Consider the following 18237-nt stretch of genomic DNA (forward strand, 5'->3'; position numbering starts at 1 on the left):
GATCCGGCCCGCAGGCAAAGGATTCATCACGAAGACGCGCCGGGACCCCACCGGTGTCCTGCGTCACGTTAGGTTTGCCCGCATGACCGTCACCCCACCCGAGAGCATGACCGCTGCCCGAGGCGAGCCACTCGTGGTGCTCGATGACGTGCAGAAGTGGTTCGGGGACCTCCACGTCCTGCAGGACATCAATCTCTCGATCAAGCGCGGCGAGGTCGTCGTCGTCATCGGCCCCTCCGGGTCGGGCAAGTCCACCCTGTGCCGCGCCATCAACCGCCTCGAGCCGATCGAGTCCGGCACCATCACCCTCGACGGGCAGGCGCTGCCCCAGGAGGGCAAGGCCCTGGCCCGGCTGCGTGCCGAGGTCGGCATGGTCTTCCAGAGCTTCAACCTCTTCGCCCACAAGACGATCCTGCAGAACGTCACCCTCGGACCGATCAAGGTCCTGGGCCAGAGCAAGGCGGACGCGGACAAGCGGGCCAAGGAGCTGCTCAACCGCGTCGGCATCGCCGAGCAGGCCGACAAGTACCCGGCCCAGCTCTCCGGCGGCCAGCAGCAGCGCGTCGCCATCGCGCGGGCCCTGGCGATGGAGCCGAAGGTGATGCTCTTCGACGAGCCGACCTCCGCACTGGACCCGGAGATGATCAAGGAGGTCCTCGACGTCATGGTCGACCTCGCCGAGCTCGGCATGACCATGGTCGTCGTCACCCACGAGATGGGCTTTGCCCGCACCGCCGGCGACCGGGTGATCTTCATGGACGGTGGTCGGATCGTCGAGGAGAACACCCCGACCGAGTTCTTCACCAACCCCCAGTCGGATCGGGCCAAGGACTTCCTCGGCAAGATCCTCGAGCACTGAGACCACACCGCAACGCCACACAGCTCGCACACGAGCACGGAGGGAAAGAGGAAGACCCATGGCACTGAAGAAGACCAAGGCCTTCGCCACGATGGCGGCTCTGGCACTGACGCTGGCCGCCTGCGGCGGCGGGGGGGACAGTGATGTCGCCGTCGAGGACAGCCCCGAGTTCGAGTCGGGCACCACCATGGCCGAGCTCGCCGACGCGGGGAAGGTCACCATCGGCGTGAAGTTCGACCAGCCCGGTATCGGGTTCATGCCTCCCGGCGCCGACGTCCCCGAGGGCTTCGACATCGAGATGGCCAAGATCGTCGCGGGCAAGCTCGGCATCGCGCCGGAGGACATCACCTGGAAGGAGACGGTCTCCGACAATCGCGAGCCCTTCCTGGAGAACGGCACCGTCGACCTCGTCCTCGCCTCCTACTCGATCACCGAGGAGCGCCGCGGCGTCGTCGGCCAGGCCGGCCCCTACTACGTGACCGGGCAGCAGCTGCTCGTGCGCGAGGAGGACAAGGACAAGATCACCGGCCCCGACGACCTCGAGGGCGTCAAGACCTGCTCCGTGACGGGCTCGACGTCCATCAAGACCGTCGAGGAGGAGTTCGGGGCGGAACCGGTGCCCTTCGACACCTACTCCGCGTGCGTGACGCAGCTGGAGAACGGCTCCGTCGACGTGGTCACCACCGATGGCGCGATCCTCCTCGGCTACGCCGCCGAGACCCCCGACGAGCTCGAGGTCGTCGGTGAGGCCTTCAGCGAGGAGCGCTACGGCATCGGGTTCCAGAAGGACGACGCCGAGATGTGCGAGTTCCTCACCACCACGCTGACCGACTCCTTCGAGGACGGCTCGTACGACGAGGCCTTCCAGAGCACGCTGGGCGAGTCCGGCGTCGAGACGCCGGAGCCCCCGGCTGTCGACGAGGGCTGCACGGCCTGACCGGAAGGCTCCTCGCCGGGCCGGGGCCGACCGGACGCGTCATCCCCCGGCCACGGCCCGCCGAGGAGCCCTGACCCAGCCCACCCCGAGGCCGCGAGAGGACGTCCGTGGGTCCTGAATACTTCTCAGAGTTGATCTCCAGGCTTGTTGATGGGTTCGTGGTGACCCTCCAGCTGCTCGGATGGTCGCTGCTCTTCTCGACGGTCATCGGCACGGCGCTCGGCGCCATGCGGGTCTCGCCCCTCGCGCCGCTGCGGGCGTTCGGCACCGCGTACGTCAACATCTTCCGGAACATGCCGCTCGTGGTGCTCTTCCTCATCGTGGTCGTGGGCCTGCCCGGCATCGGCTTCCTGCCCAGTTTCTTCTGGCGCGCGGTGATCGCGCTGTCCCTCTACACCGCGGCCTTCGTGTGCGAGTGCGTGCGCTCGGGAGTGAACACGGTCGAAGCCGGGCAGGCCGAGGCCGCCCGATCGATCGGGATGGACTTCGGGCAGTCCCTGCGCTTCGTCGTCCTCCCCCAGGCCTTCCGCGCGGTCATCCCGCCACTGGCCAGCGTCTACATCGCCCTGACGAAGAACACCTCGGTGGCGGCCGTCTTCGGCATCACGGAGGCGACCTACCAGCTGAGCAACCTCATCCGGGACTTCCCGGGGTCACTGTGGGTCAACTTCATCGGTATCGCCCTGGGCTACATCCTCATCGTGGCGGTGATCTCGGCGATCGCCAACATGTTCGAGCGTCGAGTGGGGGTGGCGGCATGAGTACCGTCCTCTTCGACACTCCCGGCCCGCGCGCCCTCGCCCGACAGCGGATCTACACGGTCATGACAACCGTGGTCCTGGGCGGTCTGCTGGCCGCGGCACTGTGGCAGCTGTGGACGAAGGAGATGATCACTCCCGACCAGTGGGTGGCCTTCACCGAGCCCCGGATCCTCATGTCCCTCCTCGAGGAACTGGTCTTCGCCACCCTCGCCGGCGCTGCCGTCGCGATCGTGCTCGCCGTCGCCTTCGGGGCGGTCTTCGCCGCGGGGCGTCTCGCCGACCCGGCGTGGATCCGCCTTCCGTGCTGGGCCGTCGTCGAGTTCTTCCGAGCCGTGCCGCTCCTGCTGATGATCTTCGTTCTGTTCTACGGATTCGGCAACACCCTGGGGACCTTCTGGTCGCTCGTCCTCGCCCTCATGCTCTACAACGGGTCGGTCCTCGCGGAGATCTTCCGCGCCGGGATCCAGGCCGTCCCCACGGGGCAGAGCGAGGCCGCATATGCCATCGGGATGACGAAGTCCCAGGTCCTGGTCCAGATCCTCGCTCCCCAGGCCCTGCGCTCGATGCTGCCGGCCATCATCAGCCAGTGCGTCGTCGCGCTGAAGGACACGACCCTCGGCTTCGCCATCGGCGCACCCGGCATCGTCGACGTCGGGGAGCGGATCTACCTCGCCAGGGTGTACGACAACCCGTTTGCGGTGGGCATCGTGCTGGCCGCGGTCTTCATCGTCATCAACTACAGCCTCTCGAGGCTCGCGGTGCACCTCGAGAGCCGGATGCGGCGCCAAGGGACCGAGACGGTCCACGTCGCCGACACCGGTGACGACGTGACGGCAGCCGGTTAACCCAGCCGCGTGAAGGTGATCTCGAGGTCGAGCTCCACGAGCGGGGGCCCGACGAACATGCCGCGGAAGGGCGAGACGTCGTCGTAGTCACGGCCCCGGCCGAGGACGATGTGGTTGAGCCCCACCGAGCCCGGGTTGGTCGGATCGATCGGGCGCCAGGCGCCGTCCCAGAACTCGACCCAGGCATGGTTGCGGGCGACGACGCTCGTTCCCCGCGGGATCTCCCCGGCCTCGTCGGTGACGTAGCCGCTCACGTACCGGGCCGGGATGCCGATCGAGCGCAGTCCCCCGAGGGTGATGTGCGCGAAGTCCTGGCAGACACCACGACGCTGCTCCCACACCTCGGCCGCCGTCGACTGCCAACCGGTGATGCCCGGCTCGTAGGTGAGGGCCTGGTACACCCGATCGGCCAGGGCCAGGGCCGCCGCTCGCGGCGTGGCCTCGTCGGCGACCTGCGCGGCGAACTCGGCCACCTCCGCGGGTGGCGCGGTGCGGGCGGTCTGTGCGAGGAACTCGCTGAGCCGGTCCTGGGTGTCCGCGGAGCGCACCACGTCCCAGCCGCCGGCGTCCGGCACCTCCTCCGTGACCTCTGAGCGCTCGACGAGGCTGATCGCCTCGATCTCGAGGACGTCGTGCGGGGACTGTGCCTCCATGGCCATGACCTGAGTGCCCCAGTGGTCCTCGTAGACATTGCTCCACGTCAGGGGACGCACCCGGATGCGGGCCTCGAGGGTCGCCTGGCTCGGCTCGTCGACCGGTGTCATGCGCAGCTCGTTGTGCGAGGTGGACACCTCGCCCTCGTAACGCATCGTCGTGTGGTGGACGATGCGGTAGCGCCTGGTGCTCATACGATCTCTCCCGTCCACTCCTGGACCGGCGCGGACATGAAGTACCGCGCGCCGACCGCGTCCGATGCCGCCATGACGGCCTCCTGGACCTCCTGCATCCGCTCCGGCAGGTTGAGCAGGACGACCTCCGGGTTGCTGAACTCGAGCGAGGTGCGGATGTGCCCGAGGATGCGGCGGGCCTCGTCGGAGAAGCCGACCCGGTCCTTGTCCGGGGAGAGCACGATCAACCGGTCCTCGGCCTCCTTCAGCGCCGCGATGACCGAGCGCGGGAAGCGCCGGTCGAGGGTGAGGAAGGCCGCGGCCGTGCGGTCGGTGACCACTCCCCGCATCGTGCGCAGCATCGCCTGCTGCGCACCGCAGCTGGCCATCACCGATCCCCAGCCCGGCCCGAAGTCACTGGCCCCGGTGGCGACCAGCCGTGCGGTCATGTCCGCCCGCTCGAGGGCCCGACCGAGGACGAGGAAGTCCCAGGCGTCGTCGTGGCTCATCGTCGTGTCCGCGAGGCCTCCGACGAGCGCCGCCCGCTCGCGCACCCACCCCAGGTGGTGCTGGGTCGCCCGGCCCGGCGTGAAGACGTTCCACCGGTGGTAGGTCGTGTTGATCGTCTCCCACATCTCGGTGGAGACCGTCTCGCGGGCCCGGCGGGCGTTCTCCCGGGCCGAGTGCCACGACCCGGAGATCGCGTTGGGGTTGGTCGCATCGAAGACGAGCATCCGGCTGGTGCCGGTGTAGTCGACCTCGCCGACGTCGTCGTACCCCATGATGCCGCGCAGCACCATCGTGCAGGCCGTCTGCTCGTCGGTCGCGGGATCGTCGAGGAGCTGCAGGCGCAGCGTGTCGACGATGCGAGCGGTGCCGTCGGCCCGCTCGACGTAGCGGCCGATCCAGAAGAGCGCATCGGCGATCCGGCTGAGCATCAGCGGTCCTCCTCGGTCGAGCGGGTCTCGTTGGGCGCACCGGAGCCGAGGAAGATGACCTCGCCCTCGTCGGTGTCCTGCGACAGGCGGTTGTACCGACCCGCGAGCACCCAGGTGTCCTTCGATCCACCGCCCTGGCTGGAGTTGACGACGAGCTGCCCCTCGGGGAGGGCGACCCGGGTCAGGCCCCCGGGCAGCACCGAGACCTCGTCGCCGTCGTTGACCGCGAAGGGACGCAGGTCCACGTGCCGCGGCTGCAGCGCCCCGTCGATGAGCGTCGGGACCGTCGAGAGCTGGACGACCGGCTGGGCGATCCACCCGCGCGGGTCGTCGAGCAGCTTGGTCCGCAGCTCGTCCAGCTCGCCGGGCGACGCGTCGGGGCCGACGACCAGGCCCTTGCCGCCGGAGCCGTCGACGGGCTTGACCACCATCTCGTCGAGGCGCCCGATGACGTCCTTGAGCGCCTCGGGCTCGTTGAGGCGGTAGGTGTCGACGTTCGGGAGGATCGGCTCCTCCTCGAGGTAGTACCGCGTCAGCTCCGGGACGTAGGAGTAGACGAGCTTGTCGTCGGCCACGCCGTTGCCGATGGCATTGGCCAGGGTCACGCGCCCGGCCCGGATGGCGGAGACCAGCCCCGGGACGCCGAGCATCGAGTCGCGGCGAAAGTGCACCGGATCGAGGAAGTCGTCGTCGATGCGGCGGTAGATCACATCGACCCGCTCCTCGCCGTGGGTCGTGCGCATGCGCACCTCTCCCCCGCGCACGACGAGGTCACGACCCTCCACCAGCTCGACGCCCATCATCCGCGCGAGGAGCGTGTGCTCGAAGTAGGCGCTGTTGTAGACGCCGGGAGTGAGGACGACGACCGTCGGCTCGGCCCTCCCCTCGGGCGCCGAGGCGCGCAGCGCCTGCAGGAGCATCCGCGGGTAGTCGTGCACCGGTCGGATGCGCATCGTGGCGAAGGCCTCGGGGAAGACATTGGTCATCGCCCGGCGGTTGGCGATGACGTAGGAGACCCCGGACGGGACCCGGACGTTGTCCTCGAGCACGCGGAAGGTGCCCTCCTCGTCCCGGATGAGGTCGATGCCGCTGACGTGGGCGCGCACGCCGTTCGGCGGTCGCAGTCCGGCGACGGCGCGGTGGTAGTGCGCCGAGGTGGCGATGAGCTTCCACGGGATGATGCCGTCCTCGACGGCCCTCGGGAGGCCGTGGGGGCGCGAGTAGATGTCGTCGAGGAAGGCCTCGAGCACCTTCACCCGCTGCGCGACACCCTGCTCCACGGTCTGCCAGGCGTCGGCGTCGATGACGCGCGGCACGGCGTCCAGGGGGAAGGGACGCTCCTCGCCCGCGTGGTCGAAGGTGACGCCCTGCTCGAAGAACATCCGGGCCAGCGCGTCGGCGCGTTCCTTCAACGCCTCGGGCTCCATCAGGCGCAGGGTGTGGTGGATCGGCTTGTAGGGCGGTCGCGGCTCACCCGACTCGTCGAGCATCTCGTCCCACGCCGCACTGGGCGTGTACGTCCCGAAGAGAGAGTCCAGTGCATCAGTCACGGAGCCCACACTAACCGCGGGGACAGCACCGGAGTGTGCGGACGAAGGGCGTTCTGCTCGGCACCCTCAGGTCGGCGCGGTGACGACCTCCACGGAGGTGGCCCCGCGCAGGCGGCCCAGCGACTCGGCCTCGGTCCGCACCCCGTCCGCATGCCGCTGGGTCAGCGGGACGAAGGGGGTGACCGTGACGGTCAGCCTGTGGCTCGCTGCCCGGGACCGCCAGGTGCCGACGATCCTGCCGTCGACGAGCACGGAGCCCGGCTCACCGACGTTCTTCCACACGCTCCGGTGGTGTTCCGCAGCCAGGATCGTGGTGCGGTCACGCGACTGGGTGTACGGGTCCCGGGGCGGCAGCAGCCGCACCCCCTGCGGCCGGGGAGCGGACCCGAGCTCCTCGGCGTCCTCGGTGAGCAGCCACGACCGACGGCCGGTGTCGACCTCGGTCAGCTCGTCCCGGACGAGGTCCCACCAGTCCGTGGCGTCACCGGCACGCACCCCCAGCCACGCGGCGAGCTCTGCACGCGTGGACGGGCCGTGGCACCGCAGGTACCGGCGGACGAGCTCCGTTCGCGCCTGATCCGGTGGCGCATGCGGGACGGCCCGACCGAGCCATTCGTCGACGAGGACGAAGGGGTACGAGGCTCCCTCCCGCGGCGCGAAGCAGACCACCTGCTCCAGGGTGAGGATGCGCAGGCAGAAGTGGACGACGGCCTCCCCCAGCGGTTGACCCTGCGCGTACGGCCCCTCTGCGCGCCACCGCTCGCGCCGTCGTGGCGCGAGGGTCGGCGCGATCCGCGCCGAGATCTCGGCCCCGAGCTCCCCGATGGGCAGGCGCCGCCCGGACAGCACCGCAACGGTCTCGGCGCGTGTCGCCGTCACGGCCTCGTCCAGTCCCATCCCCAGGGAACGCAATGCCTCACGCACCCCGAGGATCAGCTGCTCCCTGGCCGACTCGGTGGGTGGGAGCACCCCGGTCGTGAAGACGGCCGCATCGACGGTCGGCACGAGGAAGGGCGCCCCGCGCATGGCCCAGGTCCGCACCACGACCTTGTCCTCGGTGATCGCCCGGTCGAGGTGTTCGGACGTGAGTCCCTCCACCCGGGCGTGGATCGCGAGCAGCGCCGCCCCGGGCGGGCTGTCCTGCACGCCGCAGGCCCCGACGACCTCGGCGAGCCGATCCACCGGCACTCGCTCCGTGAGCCCGTGCGCCCGCATCCGACGTGCGAGGACGTCCTCCACGGGCACCCGCTCGCTCATCAGTCCCGCTGGTGTTCGGGCCGGGCGTCGAGCGCCTCGTTGATGACGAGCCGGGCCACCTCCGGGCCGTACCCCTTGCGGGCGAGCATGCCGGCCAGGCGCCGGGTCTGGACGGCCCGGTCGAGGCCGTGCATCGAGCGCAGCTTCTTCTCCACCAGCTCGTGGGCGCGGGCACGCTCGTCCTCGGGATCGATCTCGTCGAGGACCGATCGGGCGAGCTCCTCGTCGACGCCCTTCTTCCGCAGCTCGTGCGAGAGGGCCCGTCGGGCCAACCCGCGACCGGCCTGCTTGGACCGCACGAACGTCTGGGCGTAGGCCTCGTCGTCGACGAGGCCGACCTCCTCGTAGCGGTCGAGCACCTCGGCCGCGACGTCGTCGGGGCAGCCCTTGCGGCGCAGCGCCTTCTCCAGCTCGGAGCGCGACTTCGGCGCCCCGGTGAGCAGCCGCAGCACGACGGCGCGAGCGACCGCGTACGGGTCCGCGTCCTCGTCCGTGGCCTTCGGGTCGGGTGGGGGGATCCTCGGCGACTCGCCTGCGGGGGGCTTCGAGGCCCCGGCCGCGGGCGGCCTGCGCACCTCAGCCGGCGTGGGCCCGCCGGGTGCCTCAGCGGATCCGTCCTCGATGGCGGAGACCGCCGCGCGCAGCTGCTCGAGCGTGCGCGGGGCGGTCTCCGTGGTGTCGTGATCGCTCATGACCGGCTCAGAAGTCGACGGGGACCTCGGCCGACTCCTTGGCCTCGTCCTCGACGGGGGCGACACCGATGCCGAGCTTGTTCTTGATCTTCAGCTCGATCTCGTCGGAGAGCTGCGGGTTGTCCTTGAGGAACTTGCGCGCATTCTCCTTGCCCTGCCCCAGCTGGTCGCCATCGTAGGTGTACCAGGCGCCGGCCTTGCGGACGAAGCCGTGCTCGACGCCCATGTCGATCAGGCCGCCCTCACGGGAGATGCCCTGGCCGTAGAGGATGTCGAACTCGGCCTGCTTGAACGGCGGCGAGACCTTGTTCTTCACGACCTTGCACCGGGTGCGGTTGCCGACCGGGTCGGTCCCGTCCTTGAGGGTCTCGATGCGCCGGACGTCCAGGCGCACCGACGCGTAGAACTTCAGCGCCTTGCCACCCGTGGTCGTCTCGGGTGAGCCGAACATCACGCCGATCTTCTCGCGGAGCTGGTTGATGAAGATGGCCGTCGTCCCGGACGTGCTGAGCGCACCGGTGATCTTGCGCAGCGCCTGGCTCATCAGGCGAGCCTGCAGACCGACGTGGCTGTCACCCATCTCGCCCTCGATCTCGGCACGGGGCACGAGCGCGGCGACGGAGTCGACGACGATGATGTCGAGCGCACCGGAGCGGATCAGCATGTCGGCGATCTCCAGGGCCTGCTCACCGGTGTCCGGCTGGCTGACCAGGAGGGCGTCGGTGTCGACACCGAGCTTCTTCGCGTACTCGGGGTCGAGCGCGTGCTCGGCGTCGATGAAGGCCGCGATGCCGCCGGCCTTCTGCGCGTTGGCCACGGCGTGCAGGGCCACGGTCGTCTTGCCGGAGGACTCGGGACCGTAGATCTCGACGACACGACCGCGGGGCAGGCCGCCGATGCCGAGGGCGACGTCGAGGGAGATCGACCCCGTCGGGATGGTGGCGATCGGAGGGCGCACGTCATCGCCGAGGCGCATGACCGCGCCCTTGCCGTGTGCCTTCTCGATCTGCCCCATGACGCTGTCGAGGGACTTGAGCTTCTGCTCGTGGAGCTTGCTGTCGATGGTCGTGACCTCAGCCATGCCACACCTTCCTTGTCATCGTGTCGGGCGCGCCCACCGGCGACCGGATCCGCACTGTCGGACGTCTCGTGCTTGTCTGGTCAGACGCTAGGAGCCACCACCGACAACGGTCCGCAGCTGCCGTGGGGCTGTGGACACCGATGCTGTCGGATGGGCACCTGTGCACGACGCTACCCGAACACGTGTTCGAGGTCAGTATCCGACGCGCCGACACGCCGCACGGGACCGCACGAGTGTCCGCTCACTCCCCCGACAGGGCGGCCCGGGCCACCGTCTCGTACCGGGGGCGACGCCTCGGGCCCTCCCCCAGGTGGGAGGCGACGAGCTCGATCTCGCGCACCCGCCACGGCGAGGAGCGGAAGGTCTCCAGCACGCGCAACCACCTCGTCGCCTCGATCGGCCTCTTCAGGCGGGCCAGGGACAGGTGCGGCACGAAGGCCCTGCCGTCCGGCGTCGCCCCGGAGACGTTCGCGGCGGCCCGAGCCCCGGTCGCCAGTCTCGTGAGCGACTCCCCCGCCGCGGCGTCGACCCCGAGCCACAGCACCTTCGCCCGGGTGGGGTCGGGGAAGCACCCGGCTCCCCCGAGCTGCACGTCGAAGGGGGCGACCCGTGCTGCCGCCGAGTCGAGGTGCTCGACGAGCTCGTCCTCCCGGGCCTGGGGCACCGAGGGCATGAAGGCCAGCGTCAGGTGCCACTGCCCGGGGTCGATCCACGGCATCCCCTCCCGGGGCGCCAGGAAGTCGGCCAGCTCCTCGAGCACCTCCTGCGGCGGCACGACCGCGACGAACATCCGCTGTGGCACGCTCCCACCGTCCCACGCGAGGATGTGTCCGTGCAGACCGTCGACACCGCCGCCCTCGCCACCGCCTTCCGCGCCCTTCCCGCGACGCCCCGAGTCGTCGTCTCCGGCAACCACAGCGTGCCCTGGGAGGCCGTGCGCGTGCTCGACGAGCACGTGCACTCCTACGTCCTCAACGTCCTCAACGGGCCCCCCGGCCTGCCCGACCGCGAGGGAGTCACCCTCGAGACGAGCTTCGTCGGGCCCGGCCAGCGTCGACGGCCGGGCCTGAGCTACGTGCCCAGCCGCCTGTCCCTGGTCCCGGTCCTCTTCCGCGAACGCCTGCCGGTCGACGCGGTCGTGCTGCACTGTGCACCGCCGCGCGATGGGCACCTCTCCCTCGGCCTGGAGGTCAACATCCTGCCCGCGGCGCTCGAGGCCTGCCGCGCCCGTGGTGGTCTCGTCGTGGCCGTTGTCAACAACCGCATGCCGTACACGCACGGGGACGCCCTGGTGCCCCTCGAGGACGTCGACCTGGCCGTCGAGTGCGACGAGCCGCTCCCCTCCCCGGGCGCCCCGCCGACCCTCGGCGAGGACGCGCAGACCATCGGGCGCAGCGTCGCCGCGAGGGTCCCCGACGGCGCCACCCTGCAGATGGGGATCGGGGCCGTCCCGGACGCCGCCCTGGCCGCCCTGACGGAGCACCGCGGGCTGCGCCTGTGGACCGAGATGTTCTCCGACGGGGTACTCGCCCTCGACGCGGCCGGCGCCCTGGACCCCGAGCATCCCCTGACCACGTCCTTCCTCTTCGGGTCGCCGGAGCTCTACGCCTGGGTCGACGACAACCCTCGAGTGAGGATGGCCCGGACCGAGCGCACGAACGACCCGGGGCTCATCGCCGAGCAGCGCCTGATGACCTCGATCAACACGGCGCTGGAGGTCGACCTCTTCGGGCAGGCCAACGCCTCGCGCATCGGCACCCGCATCCACAGCGGCTTCGGTGGCCAGACGGACTTCATCGTCGGCGCCCTGCACTCCCCCGGGGGCCAGGCGCTCCTGGCCCTGCGCTCCTGGCACCCCCGCGCCGACCTCTCCACGATCGTGCCGCTCGTCGACGAGCCGGTGACCTCGTTCCAGGCCAGTGCCATCGTCACCGAGCAGGGCACCGCCCCGCTCTTCGGGTCGACCGAGCGGGAGCAGGCGCGCGCGCTCATCGAGGAGGCGGCCCATCCCCGCGTCCGGGACGAGCTGTGGGAGGAGGCCGTGGCCCTCGGGCTGGCCTGACCCCCTTCGCTCAGGCCCGCAGCAGGGTCTCGATCCGTCGGGAGGTCGCCCAGATCCCCACGAGACCGAGGCCGAGCAGGTAGGCGAGGTGCCACAGCAGCCCCCAGCCGACCTCGCCGAGCATGAGCCCGCGCTCGAGCGCCACCCCGTGGTAGAGCGGCGTGGCCATGACGAGCGGCTGCGCCCAGCCCGGGTAGGTGCCCAGCGGGAAGAAGGTCGCCGAGAGCAGGAAGAGCGGCTGGATGACCAGCATGACCCAGTCGAAGTCCACCCACGAGCGCATGAAGGTGGTCGCGAACATGCCGACGGCGGAGAAGGCCAGCCCGATGAAGACCGCCGCCGGGACCGCGAGCACCGACCACCACGAGTCGACCACCCCGACGGCCAGGGCCACGAGGTAGAAGACGAGCGCGTAGACCCCGCCGCGGATGAGCGACCAGGCCACCTCGCCGACGGCGATGTCGCGGGGACCCAGTGGCGTCGCCAGCATCGCGTCGTAGATCTTGGCGTACTTCAGCTTGAAGAAGACGTTGAACGTGGAGTCCATGACCGCGCCGTTCATCGCGGATGCCGCGAGCATGGCCGGTGCGACGAAGGCGGCGTAGGTGACCCTCGACCCGCCGTCGGTGATGACGAAGGGCACGAGGGAGCCGACCCCGATCCCGAGGGAGAAGAGGTAGAAGACCGGCTCGGCGAAGCCGGTGACGAAGGCCGCCCACTGCCGACGGAAGCTGACGACGTTGCGCTCGACGACCGAGCGCCACATCGCCAGGCCGGGGGTCAGCACCCCGGGAGCCAGGGAGGTCACGACACCAACCTCCGCGTCATGCCCGCGCGGGCGTACACCCAGCCGACGCCGATGAAGAGCAGCAGCACCGCCAGGTGCACGAGGTCGACGACGGCGAAGTCGCCCGTGGCGGCGCCCCGCGTCAGCTCCACGCCGTGCCACAGCGGCGTGAGCCACGCGAGGACCTCGAGGACGAGCGGCAACCGGTCCACGGGGAAGAAGACCCCGGAGAAGAGCATCAGCGGGGTGATGACCAACCGGTAGACGACGTTGAAGGAGGAGTCCCCCTTCGCCCGTGCGGTGAACCCGAAGAGGGGGACGGCGAAGGCGAGCGTCACCAGCAGCCCGATCGGGACGGCGAGCACCACCCAGGCCGAGGAGAAGCTGCCGAAGAGTGCGGCCACGAGCACGAAGGCCGCCGCGGCGACGGTCCCCTGGGTGGCGACGACCGTGAGGTGGCCGAGCAGCAGGTCGCTGACGCGCAGGGGCGTGGCGAGCATCGAGTGGTACATCCGGTTCCACGTGAAGAGCCCGTACACCGGGTAGGTGGACTCGCTGACGGCGGTCATCATCGCCTGCACGGCGACCATGCCCGGGGCGACGAAGGCCAGGTACGGCACGCCGTCGACCCCGCCGGAGGACGCGTCGACGAGGGAGCCCAGGCCGAGCCCCATCGCGAGCAGGAAGAGCAGCGGTGAGACGAAGCGGCTGAACAACGAGCCCCGCCAGGTGCGCCGGTAGACCACGAGGAAGTAGGCCGCGACGGCCCCGATCCGCTCGGTCGGGCGAAGGGGGCTGCGCACCCCGTGCAGGTGCCGGGCGCCGGTCGGTGGTGCCGGGGGCGAAGGGAGGGCCATCAGTCGACCAGCGTGCGTCCGGTCAGGTGGAGGAAGACGTCCTCGAGGGTCGAGCGGCGCACGATGGAGCTGATCGGGTCGATGCCCCGGGCGTGGACCGCCTCCAGCGCGCCGTCGCCGTGGTCGGTGTAGAGCAGGAGGCGGTCGGGCAGCGCCTCGACCCGGTCGCCGATCCCCTCGACGAGGTGCGCCGCGTCGGTGTGGTCCGCCGGCTCGGCCAGCGGCAGGCGCAGCTCGAGGACCTCACGGGTGGCGTGGGCCCGGATGAGCGAGCGGGGCGACCCCTCCGCGACGATCCGACCGTGGTCCATGACGACGAGCCGGTCGCACAGCTGCTCGGCCTCGTCCATGTAGTGCGTGGTGATGATCAGCGTCACGCCCCGGCGCTTGAGGCGGAAGAGGCGGTCCCAGAGCACGTGCCGGGCCTGCGGGTCGAGACCGGTCGTGGGCTCGTCCAGCAGGAGGATCTCGGGGTTGTTGACCAGGCTGCGCGCGATGGTCAGGCGGCGCTTCATGCCGCCCGAGAGCGGCTCGACGGTGTCCCTGCGACGCTCGGTCAGCTGGGCGAAGTCGAGCAGCTCGTCGGTGCGCTCGCGGATGACCTTGCGGGACAGGCCGAAGTAGCGCCCGTAGACGTGGAGGTTCTCCTCGACGGTGATCTCCTCGTCGAGGTTGTCCTGCTGGGGGCAGTTGCCCAGGCGGGCCCGGATGGCCGGTCCGTCGACGAGCGGGTCGAGGCCGAAGATCCGCAGGTCACCACTGCTCGGCGGCGAGGTCGCGGCGACCATCTTCATCGTCGAGGACTTGCCGGCGCCGTTGGGCCCGAGGAAGCCGAAGGACTCCCCCTTGACCACCTCGACGTCGATGCCGTCGACGGCGGTGAAGTCGCCGAAGGTCTTGGTCAGGCCCCGGGCATGCAGGAGCACCTCCGCCCGACGGGCGTCCTCCCGCGGGTCGGGGTGCGACGCAGGAGCCCGGGACCCACTCACTCGGGCCGCTCGAAGGCGATCTCGGGCGGGACCGGCACCGGCTCCCGGTCGACGCCCAGGCGCCGGTCCTCGGGGATCCCGAGGTCCTCGCACAGGTGTTCCCAGACCGTGCGCGGCGGGACCCCCGCATCGAGCGCGGCGACCGCGGTGCGGTCCCCGAGCGCCTGCACGACGTGGCCCCGGGCGAGCGTGTCGGCATAGGCCTGACCGAACTCGTCCGTCATGAGGGTCCAGAAGCGACTCAAACGCACCCGCACAGGCTAGTTGCTTGTGACGGTGTCGGATGCAGGCGGCATACTGCACCCACGACGACGAAGGAGGACGCCGGATGGGGCGCCCGACGACCCGGTGGCACATGCCCGCCGAGTGGTACACGCACGAGCAGACGTGGATGGCCTGGCCGAGCCACGGCTACACCCTCGGGGACACCGAGGAGGACGCGGAGGTGGCACGACGCACCTGGGCGGCCGTCGCCCGCGCGATCGCCGCCTTCGAGCCGGTGACGCTCGTCGTCCAGCCGCGGGACATCCACCTGTGCCGCGAGTACCTCCGCAACGACACCGCCCACCCGATCGACATCGTCCTCGCCGACCTCGACGACGCGTGGATGCGCGACATCGGTCCGACCTTCGTCCTCGACCCCGAGGGCGGGCTCGGTGGCGTCGACTGGATCTTCAACGGGTGGGGCGCGCAGTCCTGGGCCAGCTGGGGGCACGACGCCCGGATCGCCGGGCACGTGGCCGACGCCGCCGGGGCCCACCACCTCCCGTCGTCCATCGTCAACGAGGGCGGCGGGCTGCACGTCGACGGCGAGGGGACGGTCCTGCTCACCGAGACCGTCCAGCTCGACCCCGGCCGCAACCCCGGTGCGACGCGGGCGGACATCGAGGCGGAGGTCGGCCCCCTCCTGGGGGTCGACACCTTCATCTGGCTCCCCCGTGGGCTGACGCGCGACTACGACGAGTTCGGCACCCGCGGGCACGTCGACATCGTCGCGACCTTCACCGCGCCGGGGCACGTCCTGCTGCACTGGCAGGAGGACGAGTCGCACCCCGACCACACGGTCTGCCGCGAGATCGAGCAGGTGCTGCTCGCCGCGACCGACTCGGCCGGTCGTTCGCTCGAGGTCACCCGCATCCCCGCGCCCCGGACGCTGACCGACGACGAGGGCCCCGTCGACTGGTCCTACGTGAACCACCTCGTGTGCAACGGCGGCGTCGTGGCGTGCGTCTTCGACGACCCCAACGACGAGCGCGCGCTGCGGGTGCTGCGCGAGGTCTACCCCGGTCGCGAGGTCGTGGGTGTCGACGCCCGTCCCCTCTTCGACCGCGGTGGTGGCATCCACTGCATCACCCAGCAGGAACCGCTGTCCGCGTGAGCCGACCGTCGCTCCTGCGCACCCGCGCCGACCTCCTCGCCTATGTGCCGGTCGCTGTGACGACGACCGCGGCGGCGGTGGCCGGACGCGACCGCACCCACCTGGTGAGCAAGCTGGCCCTCGCCCCGACGCTCGCGGCCGGTGTCGCCGCGACCCGATCGGCACGGACCCGGGGACGCACGACCACCCTGCTCGTCGCACTCACCGGGTCGCTCGTCGGCGACTGGTTCATGTACCGCTCCGGCCGGACCGAGGGGGCGGCGTCCCGGCAGCACATGCGGCTGGGCGCGAGCGCCTTCGCCGTGCAGCAGCTCGGCCTGATCCGCGCGCTGCTGCGTGACGGCGCCCGCCCGCGGCCGGTCCCCACCGCAGGCTCGGCCGGCGTCATGGCGGTCCTCGCGACGCTCGACTCCGACGGCGGCCTGCCCGACCCTGTCCTGGGAGGCTACGGCGTGCTCCTGGGCTCGATGTCGGCGCTGGCCATGGGCGAAGGGGGGTCCCCCCGGGCCCGTCGCGGGGTCGCCCTCGGGGGTGCCCTCTTCCTGCTCTCCGACGCGGCGATCATCGTCGGCCAGCAGTACGCGACCACACCCGTGCGGCGGGCCGTCGCCGACGGCGTCGTCCTCTCGACCTACACCACGGCACTCGCCCTGCTCGTGCACGGCCTGCGCGACGACCCCCGTCAGGGCGTCGCGACATAGGGCTCTCGCAGGCCCTCCCGCACGACCCTCTTCAGGCGCTCGGCCCTGGCGGGGCTCCAGTCCGCCGGCCGCATGAGGACCGCCCACGCGTCCACGTGCTCCCCCGAGAAGTTGTGCCCGTGCCCGGGCCCGGGCTCCATGCTCAGGGCCATGTCGGCGGTGAGCTGCCAGAACGTGACGAAGGGGATCCACCGGGTCGCCCCGAGGACGTCCCGACCGCGCGGCTCCTCGAGCCAGTCGGGGCGCTGGAGGATCAGGTCTGGACTCCACCACGTGATCGGGTCCGAGGCGTGCTGGAGGTACAGCACCCGGGATCGGCCCCATGGGCTCTCGACCGGCCGGACCGCATCCGCGGGTGAGGTGGTGAAGCGCACGATGCTCCCCCGGCCGTACACGGGCTCCACTTCCGGGGAGCGGGCGTCGCGCCGGTCGACGAAGCGGCGGTAGAGCGGGTTGAAGTTCGGCGGCCCCACGAAGAGCGCTCCGCTGGTGCGGTTGGCCAGGTCGTACTCCCCACTGAACGCGGTCTCCCCACCGAACGACCCGAGGCTCTCACCGAAGACGAAGAGACGCGGACGCTCGTCCGCGGGGAGCGCCGACCACTTCTCGTAGACCGCATCGAACAGGGCGCGCCCTGCGTCGCGCGCCCGCTCCTGGTCGACCAGGAAGGAGACGGGCGAGGGCAGGTAGGAGTACTGCATGGACACGATGGCCGAGTCCCCGTCGCTGAGGTACTCGAACGAGCTCGCCGCACTGGGCTCGACCCAGCCGGTGCCCGTCGTGGTGGCGACGAGGAGGTTGGCCCGCTCGAAGCCGCCGGCCCGCTCGAGGTCACGCACGGCCAGCGCCGCGCGGGTCATCTCGTCCTCGGCGCCGGCGAGCCCGCTGTAGGCGCGGATCGGGTTCACCGCCGACTCGCCGTTGACGGCTGCGATGCCTGCGGCGTTCGGGCCACGCGCGACGAAGGTGCGCCCCTCGAGTCCGAGCTCCTCCCACTCGACCACCGACCCCGGCCCCCCGGAACGATCGGTGCTGGTCGGTCTGGTCACCCCGGCAGCGGTCGTGGTGTCCCGTACGGAGAAGGCGGAGTCGGCCGCGCCGATGACCACCCGGCTGACCACGCCGTTGACCGTGAGCAGCACCATCGCCACCACGAGCACGACGCCCGTCGCCCGGGCCGCGCGGGCCCCCATGTGGGCGGCAAGGCGGCGGGAGAGCCGTCGGGTGCCCGACGCGAGGAGCCGACCGGCGCCGACGAGCAGGACGTAGACCACGGCGGCGACCGGCGGGATGAGCAGCGCGGCGAAGATCGACTGCGGATCGAGCCCGACCAGCGCGGCCACCTGGCGCTGCCACCAGAGGCCGAGCAGGATGCTCCCGAGCAGTCCCGCCACGGCCACGACGCCGAAGGCGCGCCATGCTCCGGGCCGCGGCCTGCGCGGGGGGCGGTCCGCGAACTCACGCCAGACGCGGGCACCGAGGACGCCGAGCCCGTACCCGATCGCGGCGCTGATGGGCGCAAGGATCGCCTGGAAGATCGCGGGGCGGGGGATCAACGACGGCGTGAAGGAGAGGGCCGCCAGCACCAGCGCCGTCCAGCTGCCGGGCAGCGAGTACCCCCGCGCGCGCGACCACGCCACCAGGCCGCCCCACCACGGGCCGCGGCCCGCCGTCTCGTCCACAGGTCGAGGGTATCCCCCGACACCCATCGGGGTA

The 18237-nt window shown here is 71.1% G+C and carries 19 protein-coding genes; 7 read left to right on the top strand and 12 right to left on the bottom strand.

All coding sequences use genetic code 11. The features are described 5' to 3' along the window. The first annotated feature begins 106 nt into the window (after positions 1 to 106). The 4 genes from PVE36_RS09825 (at position 107) to PVE36_RS09840 (ending at position 3402) form a co-directional block, all read left to right on the top strand. Positions 107 to 859, top strand: a complete 753-nt coding sequence (locus tag PVE36_RS09825; protein ID WP_277455811.1) for an amino acid ABC transporter ATP-binding protein — start codon at positions 107 to 109, stop codon at positions 857 to 859. 58 nt (positions 860 to 917) lie between these two features. Continuing rightward, positions 918 to 1796 carry a glutamate ABC transporter substrate-binding protein gene (locus PVE36_RS09830; protein WP_277452014.1) on the top strand — a complete coding sequence of 293 codons (879 nt, stop codon included), beginning with the start codon at positions 918 to 920 and terminating at the stop codon, positions 1794 to 1796. Between the two features lie 107 nt (positions 1797 to 1903). After that, positions 1904 to 2557, top strand: a complete 654-nt coding sequence (locus PVE36_RS09835) for an amino acid ABC transporter permease (protein ID WP_277452015.1) — start codon at positions 1904 to 1906, stop codon at positions 2555 to 2557. After that, complete coding sequence (locus PVE36_RS09840; protein WP_277452016.1) at positions 2554 to 3402, top strand: amino acid ABC transporter permease; 849 nt, start codon at positions 2554 to 2556, stop codon at positions 3400 to 3402. Before PVE36_RS09835 ends, PVE36_RS09840 begins: the two co-directional genes overlap by 4 nt. On the opposite strand, the gene PVE36_RS09845 is transcribed toward PVE36_RS09840, so the two are convergent. The 7 genes from PVE36_RS09845 to thpR all read right to left on the bottom strand — a co-directional run bounded on the left by PVE36_RS09845 (position 3399) and on the right by thpR (position 10549). After that, a complete protein-coding gene (locus PVE36_RS09845) occupies positions 3399 to 4250 on the bottom strand; it encodes a transglutaminase family protein (protein ID WP_277452017.1) in 852 nt (283 codons plus the stop codon). The genes PVE36_RS09840 and PVE36_RS09845 overlap by 4 nt on opposite strands. Next, the gene (locus PVE36_RS09850) at positions 4247 to 5167 is read right to left on the bottom strand and encodes an alpha-E domain-containing protein (RefSeq protein ID WP_277452019.1); all 921 of its coding nucleotides are present in this window, start codon (positions 5165 to 5167) and stop codon (positions 4247 to 4249) included. The genes PVE36_RS09845 and PVE36_RS09850 overlap by 4 nt, the downstream gene beginning before the upstream one ends. Continuing rightward, the gene (locus PVE36_RS09855) at positions 5167 to 6657 is read right to left on the bottom strand and encodes a circularly permuted type 2 ATP-grasp protein (protein ID WP_277455813.1); all 1491 of its coding nucleotides are present in this window, start codon (positions 6655 to 6657) and stop codon (positions 5167 to 5169) included. Before PVE36_RS09855 ends, PVE36_RS09850 begins: the two co-directional genes overlap by 1 nt. Positions 6658 to 6783: 126 nt before the next feature. After that, complete coding sequence (locus PVE36_RS09860; protein WP_277452021.1) at positions 6784 to 7974, bottom strand: winged helix DNA-binding domain-containing protein; 1191 nt, start codon at positions 7972 to 7974, stop codon at positions 6784 to 6786. Continuing rightward, positions 7974 to 8666, bottom strand: a complete 693-nt coding sequence (locus tag PVE36_RS09865; protein ID WP_277452023.1) for a regulatory protein RecX — start codon at positions 8664 to 8666, stop codon at positions 7974 to 7976. The genes PVE36_RS09860 and PVE36_RS09865 overlap by 1 nt, the downstream gene beginning before the upstream one ends. A gap of 7 nt (positions 8667 to 8673) precedes the next feature. Next, complete coding sequence (gene recA, locus PVE36_RS09870) at positions 8674 to 9747, bottom strand: recombinase RecA (RefSeq protein WP_277452024.1); 1074 nt, start codon at positions 9745 to 9747, stop codon at positions 8674 to 8676. A gap of 241 nt (positions 9748 to 9988) precedes the next feature. Further along, a complete protein-coding gene (gene thpR / locus PVE36_RS09875; RefSeq protein WP_277452026.1) occupies positions 9989 to 10549 on the bottom strand; it encodes an RNA 2',3'-cyclic phosphodiesterase in 561 nt (186 codons plus the stop codon). Positions 10550 to 10579: 30 nt separating this feature from the next. Between thpR and PVE36_RS09880 the strand changes: the two genes are divergently transcribed. Next, positions 10580 to 11809 (top strand): acetyl-CoA hydrolase/transferase C-terminal domain-containing protein, encoded by a 1230-nt coding sequence (locus PVE36_RS09880; protein WP_277452027.1) that lies wholly within the window; start codon positions 10580 to 10582, stop codon positions 11807 to 11809. Positions 11810 to 11819: 10 nt separating this feature from the next. Here the strand turns inward: PVE36_RS09880 and PVE36_RS09885 are convergent, their stop codons facing one another. The 4 genes from PVE36_RS09885 to PVE36_RS09900 are packed head-to-tail and all read right to left on the bottom strand — an operon-like array spanning position 11820 to position 14693. After that, complete coding sequence (locus PVE36_RS09885; RefSeq protein ID WP_277452028.1) at positions 11820 to 12617, bottom strand: ABC transporter permease; 798 nt, start codon at positions 12615 to 12617, stop codon at positions 11820 to 11822. Next, positions 12614 to 13453, bottom strand: coding sequence for an ABC transporter permease (locus tag PVE36_RS09890; protein WP_277452029.1), 840 nt, complete (start codon positions 13451 to 13453; stop codon positions 12614 to 12616). Before PVE36_RS09890 ends, PVE36_RS09885 begins: the two co-directional genes overlap by 4 nt. After that, positions 13453 to 14379 (bottom strand): ABC transporter ATP-binding protein, encoded by a 927-nt coding sequence (locus PVE36_RS09895; protein ID WP_277455814.1) that lies wholly within the window; start codon positions 14377 to 14379, stop codon positions 13453 to 13455. Before PVE36_RS09895 ends, PVE36_RS09890 begins: the two co-directional genes overlap by 1 nt. Before the next feature lie 59 nt (positions 14380 to 14438). Next, a complete protein-coding gene (locus PVE36_RS09900; protein ID WP_277452030.1) occupies positions 14439 to 14693 on the bottom strand; it encodes a DUF3046 domain-containing protein in 255 nt (84 codons plus the stop codon). Between the two features lie 32 nt (positions 14694 to 14725). Here PVE36_RS09900 and PVE36_RS09905 point away from each other — a divergent pair, with 32 nt between their 5' ends. Then, on the top strand, positions 14726 to 15820 hold the full coding sequence (locus tag PVE36_RS09905) for an agmatine deiminase family protein (protein WP_277452031.1): 1095 nt from the start codon (positions 14726 to 14728) through the stop codon (positions 15818 to 15820). After that, positions 15817 to 16521 carry a lysoplasmalogenase family protein gene (locus PVE36_RS09910; RefSeq protein WP_277452032.1) on the top strand — a complete coding sequence of 235 codons (705 nt, stop codon included), beginning with the start codon at positions 15817 to 15819 and terminating at the stop codon, positions 16519 to 16521. The genes PVE36_RS09905 and PVE36_RS09910 overlap by 4 nt, the downstream gene beginning before the upstream one ends. Here PVE36_RS09910 and PVE36_RS09915 read toward each other — a convergent pair. Further along, positions 16503 to 18203, bottom strand: coding sequence for an alpha/beta hydrolase (locus tag PVE36_RS09915; RefSeq protein ID WP_277452033.1), 1701 nt, complete (start codon positions 18201 to 18203; stop codon positions 16503 to 16505). The genes PVE36_RS09910 and PVE36_RS09915 overlap by 19 nt on opposite strands. Positions 18204 to 18237: the final 34 nt, after the last annotated feature.

The organism is Janibacter sp. DB-40, assembly GCF_029510815.1.
Lineage (GTDB): Bacteria > Actinomycetota > Actinomycetes > Actinomycetales > Dermatophilaceae > Janibacter.

Coding starts and splice junctions, on each gene's coding strand:
- PVE36_RS09825 (WP_277455811.1), top strand. CDS start 107: ATGACCGCTGCCCGAGGCGAGCCACTCGTGGTGCTCGATGACGTGCAG.
- PVE36_RS09830 (WP_277452014.1), top strand. CDS start 918: ATGGCACTGAAGAAGACCAAGGCCTTCGCCACGATGGCGGCTCTGGCA.
- PVE36_RS09840 (WP_277452016.1), top strand. CDS start 2,554: ATGAGTACCGTCCTCTTCGACACTCCCGGCCCGCGCGCCCTCGCCCGA.
- PVE36_RS09845 (WP_277452017.1), bottom strand. CDS start 4,250: ATGAGCACCAGGCGCTACCGCATCGTCCACCACACGACGATGCGTTAC.
- PVE36_RS09850 (WP_277452019.1), bottom strand. CDS start 5,167: ATGCTCAGCCGGATCGCCGATGCGCTCTTCTGGATCGGCCGCTACGTC.
- PVE36_RS09855 (WP_277455813.1), bottom strand. CDS start 6,657: ATGCTCGACGAGTCGGGTGAGCCGCGACCGCCCTACAAGCCGATCCAC.
- PVE36_RS09860 (WP_277452021.1), bottom strand. CDS start 7,974: ATGAGCGAGCGGGTGCCCGTGGAGGACGTCCTCGCACGTCGGATGCGG.
- PVE36_RS09865 (WP_277452023.1), bottom strand. CDS start 8,666: ATGAGCGATCACGACACCACGGAGACCGCCCCGCGCACGCTCGAGCAG.
- recA (WP_277452024.1), bottom strand. CDS start 9,747: ATGGCTGAGGTCACGACCATCGACAGCAAGCTCCACGAGCAGAAGCTC.
- PVE36_RS09890 (WP_277452029.1), bottom strand. CDS start 13,453: ATGGCCCTCCCTTCGCCCCCGGCACCACCGACCGGCGCCCGGCACCTG.
- PVE36_RS09905 (WP_277452031.1), top strand. CDS start 14,726: ATGCAGGCGGCATACTGCACCCACGACGACGAAGGAGGACGCCGGATG.